General features: G+C 74.5%; 6 protein-coding genes. 5 read left to right on the top strand and 1 reads right to left on the bottom strand.

Translation table 11 applies throughout. The annotated features are described in order from the left end of the window. Positions 1-636: tetratricopeptide repeat protein (locus ACZJYS_RS22330; protein ID WP_493180370.1), on the top strand; the 636-nt coding region annotated here is incomplete at its 5' end. Positions 637-726: 90 nt separating this feature from the next. Here ACZJYS_RS22330 and ACZJYS_RS22325 read toward each other — a convergent pair. Next, a complete protein-coding gene (locus ACZJYS_RS22325; RefSeq protein WP_245906313.1) occupies positions 727-1,578 on the bottom strand; it encodes a DMT family transporter in 852 nt (283 codons plus the stop codon). A 113-nt stretch (positions 1,579-1,691) separates the two neighbouring features. On the opposite strand from ACZJYS_RS22325, the gene ACZJYS_RS22320 reads away from it, so the two are divergent. The 4 genes from ACZJYS_RS22320 to ACZJYS_RS22305 all read left to right on the top strand — a co-directional run. Then, on the top strand, positions 1,692-2,753 hold the full coding sequence (locus ACZJYS_RS22320) for a quinone-dependent dihydroorotate dehydrogenase (RefSeq protein ID WP_493180369.1): 1,062 nt from the start codon (positions 1,692-1,694) through the stop codon (positions 2,751-2,753). Further along, a complete protein-coding gene (locus tag ACZJYS_RS22315; protein ID WP_493180368.1) occupies positions 2,750-3,607 on the top strand; it encodes a TIGR01459 family HAD-type hydrolase in 858 nt (285 codons plus the stop codon). Before ACZJYS_RS22320 ends, ACZJYS_RS22315 begins: the two co-directional genes overlap by 4 nt. A gap of 129 nt (positions 3,608-3,736) precedes the next feature. After that, positions 3,737-4,972: a multidrug effflux MFS transporter gene (locus ACZJYS_RS22310; protein ID WP_109516855.1), complete on the top strand. Its 1,236-nt coding sequence runs from the start codon at positions 3,737-3,739 to the stop codon at positions 4,970-4,972. A gap of 76 nt (positions 4,973-5,048) precedes the next feature. After that, positions 5,049-5,331 (top strand): Hpt domain-containing protein (locus ACZJYS_RS22305; RefSeq protein ID WP_493180367.1); only part of this gene is annotated, 283 nt, incomplete at its 3' end.

Raw genomic sequence — 5,331 nt, 5'->3', positions numbered from 1 at the left:
CCGGAGGGCGCCGCGCAGCGCGCCATGCAATGGGAGGAACGGGGCGGCGGCGACGGCGCCCGCCACTGCCTGGCCCTGGCGCTGCTGGCGCTGGGCGAGCCGGACCGCGCCGCCGGCCGGCTGGAGCGGCTGGCCGCCGGCGCCTCCGGCAGCAACGCGGCACGGGCCTCGGTCTATGCCCAGGCCTCGCAGGCCTGGATGATGGCCGGCGACCCCGGCCACGCCTATGGCGCCGCCACCCTGGCGCTGACCCTGATGCCGGACGACCCCGCCCTGCTGGTGGACCGCGCCCTGGCCGCCGGCGCCCAGGGCCGCTACGCCGAGGCGCTGGAGGACCTCAACCGCGCCGTCTCGCTCGACCGGGGCCGCGCCGAGGCCTGGGTGTTCCGCGCCGCCGCGCTGCGCCACCTGGACCGCACGGACGCGGCGATGCAGGACATCGAGACGGCGCTGCGGCTCGTCCCGCAGAACCCCGAGGCGCTGCTGGAGCGCGGCATCCTGCGCCAGCTCAAGGGCGATGCCGCCGGCGCCCGCGGCGACTGGCAGCGCGCCATCGCCCTCGCCCCCGACAGCGCGGCGGCGGATTTGGCGCGGCAGAACCTGGCGCTGAACGAGGCCGGCCCCCGGCGCCGCTGAGGCGCCGCCCCGCGCCCCGCCCGGCAAGGCCGCCTTACTCCCTTACTCCCTTACCGCCTTACCCGGTGCCCGGGCCGGGCCACAGGGGCCTCAGCCATGCGCGCGGTGGGCCCGCTGGCTCATCACGCAGCCCAGCACCACGATGGCGGCGCCGGCCAGCGTCATCGGCGCCGGCAGCACGCCCCAGATCGCCAGATCCGCCAGCACCGCCCAGAGCAGGGCGGAGAATTCCAGCGGCGCCAGCTGCGCGGCGCTGGCCCTGCGGAAGGCCAGCGCCAGGCAGATGGTGCCGCCGCCGGCCAGCACGCCGTTGAGCGCGAGGAACAGCCAGTCCGGCCCCGCCGGCGGCACCCAGCCGGCCACGGCGAAGGGCGCCAGCACCAGCGCCCCCGGCAGCGAGGACCACAGGATCAGCCGCGCCACCCCCGCCTCGTGCCGCAGCCGGCGGTTGATGGTCATCACCATCGCGTAGCAGAAGGTGCCGAGCAGGGCGTAGCCATAGGCCAGCAGGCTGCCCCCCGCGCGCAGCCCCGGCGCCATGGCCACCAGCACGCCGAGGAAGCCCACGCCGCACCACAGCCATACCGAGCCCGGCAGCCGCTCGCCCAGCACCAGCCGGGCCAGGCCCAGCGTCATGAAGGGCGCGGTGAAGTAGACGAGATAGCCCTCGGCCAGCGGGATCTGCCGCAGCGCCAGGAAGAAGCCCAGCGCCGAGCCCAGCATGCCGGTGGCGCGCAGCAGGTGCAGCGCCGGGTGCGCCGTGCCCAGCGCGCCGCCCACCCCCGGCCGCAGCGCGCGCAGGCCCAGCAGCAGCGCCAGCAGCACCAGGTGGCGCACCAGCACCACCTGCTCCACCGGATAGCCCTGGGAGAGCAGCTTGCTGTTGGTATCCAGCATCGCGAACAGGCCCAGCGCGGCCAGCATCAGCACGGAACCGCGCACCCTTCACGCCTCCTCGTCGTCCGGACAGGAAGCGGGGCTTCTCGGCCGCCGGGGGGCCCGCGTCAATTCCCGCCCTTCCCTTGTCCGGCCGGGCGGGGCACAAGCGGCGGGCCATGACCCCTGCCCTCGCCTCCGCCCTGATGCCGCTGATGCGCGGCATGGACCCCGAACGCGCGCACCGCCTGGCGCTGAAGGCGCTGGCCCTCGGCCTCGCCGGCCGCGACGCCACGCCGGACGACCCGGTGCTCGCCACCCATGCCCTCGGGCTCGACTTCCGCAACCCGCTCGGGCTGGCGGCGGGCTTCGACAAGGACGCGGTGGCGGTGGCGGCGCTGATGCGCCTGGGCTTCGGCTTCGTCGAGCCCGGCACCACCACGCCGCGGCCGCAGGCGGGCAACCCGCAGCCGCGCCTGTTCCGCCTGCCGGAGGATGCCGCGGTCATCAACCGCATGGGCATGAACAACGAGGGCGTGGACGCCTTCGCCGCCCGGCTGGCGGCGCTGCGGCGCCCCTTCCCCGCCGTGCTCGGCGCCAATATCGGCATCAACAAGGAGGGCGCGGAGCCGGAGCGGGACTACCCCGCCCTCTACAGCGCCGTGGCGGGGGTGGCGGACTACGTCACCATCAACGTCTCCTCCCCCAACACCCCCGGCCTGCGCGACCTGCAGGGCGAGGCGAAGCTGGCCGCCATCCTGGCCGCCGTCGCCGCCGCGCGGGCGGCGCAGCCGCGCCAGCCCCCCGTGCTGGTCAAGATCGCCCCCGACCTGGCGGATGACGCCGTGCCGGCGCTGGTCGAGACCTGCGTGGGCGCCGGCGTGGCGGGGCTGATCGTCAGCAACACCACCATCGCCCGGCCGGCCAGCCTGAAGGGCGCGCACAAGGGCGAGACGGGCGGCCTCTCCGGCCAGCCGCTGTTCGAGCCCTCCACCGCGCTGCTGCGGCGGGTGCACCGGCTGGCGGCGGGGCGCCTGACCCTCATCGGCTGCGGCGGCGTCAGCAGCGGCGCGCAGGCCTATGCCAAGATCCGCGCCGGCGCCGCGCTGGTGCAGCTCTACGCCGCCTTCGCCTATGCCGGCCCCGTCCTGGTGCCGCAGATCAAGCGGGAGCTGGCCGCGCTGCTGAAGCGCGACGGCTTCGCCCATGTCCATGACGCGGTGGGAGCCGACAACGCATGAAGATCCTGGAAAGCGTCGCCCCCCTGGCGGAGTCGTATGACGGCTTCATCCTCGACATCTGGGGCGTGCTGCACGATGGCGAGAAGCCCTATCCCGGCGTGCCCGAGGCGCTGCGCGAGCTGCGCGCGCGCCGCAAGCGCATCGTGCTGCTCTCCAACGCGCCGCGCCGTTCCTGGACGGTGGGCGAGGCGCTGGCGGGCATGGGCCTCGGCGCCGAACTGTTCGACGGCATCGTCACCTCGGGCGAGGTGGCCTGGACGCTGCTGCGCGACCGCACCCACCCCTTCTTCGCGCCGCTCGGCCGCCGCGCCTTCCATATCGGGCCGGAGCGCGACCTCTCGGTGATCGAGAGCCTCGACATCAGCGTGACGCGCGACGCCGCGGCGGCCGACTTCGTGCTCAACACCGGGCCCGATTTCGAGCATGGCCGCGAGAGCGTGGCGCCCTACCTGCCGATGCTGGAGGCCGCCGCCGCCGCCGGCCTGCCGATGGTCTGCACCAACCCCGACCGCGCGGTGATGGTGGCCGGGCAGCGGCTGATCTGCGCCGGCGCCTTCGCCGACCGCTACATGGAGCTCGGCGGCCCGGTCATCGAGATCGGCAAGCCGGACCCGATGGTCTACGAGACGGTGCTCGCCACCCTCGGCCTGCCGGCGCACCGCATCGCCGCGGTGGGCGACACGCCGCACACCGACCTCGCCGGGGCCCAGGCCGTCGGCGTCGATGCCATCTGGGCGCTGACCGGGCTGGCGGGCGACCATTTCGGGCCGAACCCGACGCCGGAGGCGCTGGACACCGAGGCGGCGCGGGAAGGCGTCTCGCCCAAGGTGGCGCTGCGCAGCCTGCGCTGGTGACGGCAACCGGGGGGAGACATCCCCCCGCCGCCTTCACGGAAGGCTGGGCTGCGCGGGGCGCATGGCTCCGTCACCAAAGGTGAACGGGCGTGGGTGGCCCGCCGGCGGCGCAGCCCATAGGCTGGCGGCATGAGCCCACGCGACGTCGTCCAGGAAGAAAACCTCCAAGCGTTCGTCCACCCCCCGCCGCGCCGCGTGCCGAAGACCTGGCTGCTGACGCTGCTGATGGGCCTCGGCCCCTTCAGCATGCAGATCCTCATCCCCTCCCTGCCGCTGCTGGCCGGGATCTTCGCCGTGCCCTACGCCACGGCGCAGATGACGCTGACGGTCTATCTCGTCGGCATCGCGCTCGGGCAGCTCATCTACGGGCCGCTCTCGGACCGCTACGGGCGGCGGCCGCTGCTGCTGGCGGGGCTGGCCATCTACCTGCTGGGCTCGCTGGCGGCGCTGCTGGCGCCCACCATCGGCTGGGTGGTGGTGGCGCGGGCGGCGCAGGCGGCGGGCGGCTGCGCCGGCATGGTGCTGACGCGCGCCATCATCCGCGACGTCTTCCCGCGCGACCAGGCGGCCAGCAAGATCGGCTTCGTCATGATGGGCATGACGGTGGCGCCGATGCTGGCGCCGCTGCTGGGCGCCGAGCTGACCACCGCCTTCGGCTGGCGCGCCACCATGCTGGCCTGCGTGGGCTTCGGCCTGGCGCTCGGCGTGCTGGCGCTGCGCCTGCCGGAGACGCTGGCCGAGAAGCAGCCGCTGCCCGGCCTCGCCGGCATGCTGCGCGCCTACTGGCAGCTCGCGCGCATCCGCAGCTTCCGCTGCTACGCCGCCATCACCACCTGCACCACCGGCGTGTTCTTCGCCTTCATGGCCGGCGCGCCGCGCGTGCTGATGGACGGGATGGGCTACACGCCGCGCGCCTATGCCATCGCCTTCATGGTCATCTCGGTGGCGTTCGGCGGCGGCTCCTTCATCGCCGGCCGCTACTCGGCGCGGCTCGGCCTCGCGCGCATGCTGCGGCTGGGGCTGGTGGTCAGCAGCGCGGGCGCGGTGCTGGCCATCGCCGCGCAGGCGCTGCTGCCGCTCTCCATCGTCATCTTCTTCCTGCCCATGGCCATCGTGGCGCTGGGCAACGGCGTGTCGCAGCCCAACGCGGTGGCGGCGGCGGTCAGCGTGCGGCCGCAGCTGGCCGGCACCGCCTCCGGGCTGGTGGGGGCCTTGCAGATGGGCTTCGGCGCGGTCATGACGCTGCTGGCCAGCGCGGTGGAGCTGGGCTCAGGGATCGGCACCGCCGCCACCATGGCGGGCTGCGCCCTCGGCGCCCAGCTGGCCCTGCGCGGTGCCCGCAGGACGCAGGAGGCGCAGGGCTGAACTCCTGTCATCACATTGCCCTGTCTCACACCTGGCGGCGTTGACCGGCCATGGCAGGTTTGCAAGGGTCCGCGTTGTGAATGCTCTTGATCCCCAGATTGCCCGCCAGCTCGCCGAGGACCTCCCCTCGGAGGTTTTCGTCAATATCCTCCGCACCTTCGAGGCCGACCTGGCCCGGCTGGCGGAGCAGATGGTCACGGCGGCGCAGCAGGGAGATCTGGAGGGCTACCGGCGCGGCGCGCACGGCCTGGCCGGCGCCGCCGGCGCCATCGGGGCGCGGCGGCTGGAAAGCCTGGCCCGGCAGGCCATGAACCCGCGCGACACCACCCCGCCCGAGCAGCTCCTGCCGCAGCTCGGCA

The organism is Roseomonas sp. TS2 (assembly GCF_058833935.1).
The sequence above is the reverse complement of the archived record's forward strand: the minus strand, read 5'-3'. Positions and strand labels throughout refer to the sequence as shown.

Excerpts from the sequence above, each read along its gene's own strand:
- ACZJYS_RS22315 (WP_493180368.1), top strand. The coding sequence starts at position 2,750 with ATGAAGATCCTGGAAAGCGTCGCCCCCCTGGCGGAGTCGTATGACGGC.
- ACZJYS_RS22310 (WP_109516855.1), top strand. The coding sequence starts at position 3,737 with ATGAGCCCACGCGACGTCGTCCAGGAAGAAAACCTCCAAGCGTTCGTC.
- ACZJYS_RS22320 (WP_493180369.1), top strand. The coding sequence starts at position 1,692 with ATGACCCCTGCCCTCGCCTCCGCCCTGATGCCGCTGATGCGCGGCATG.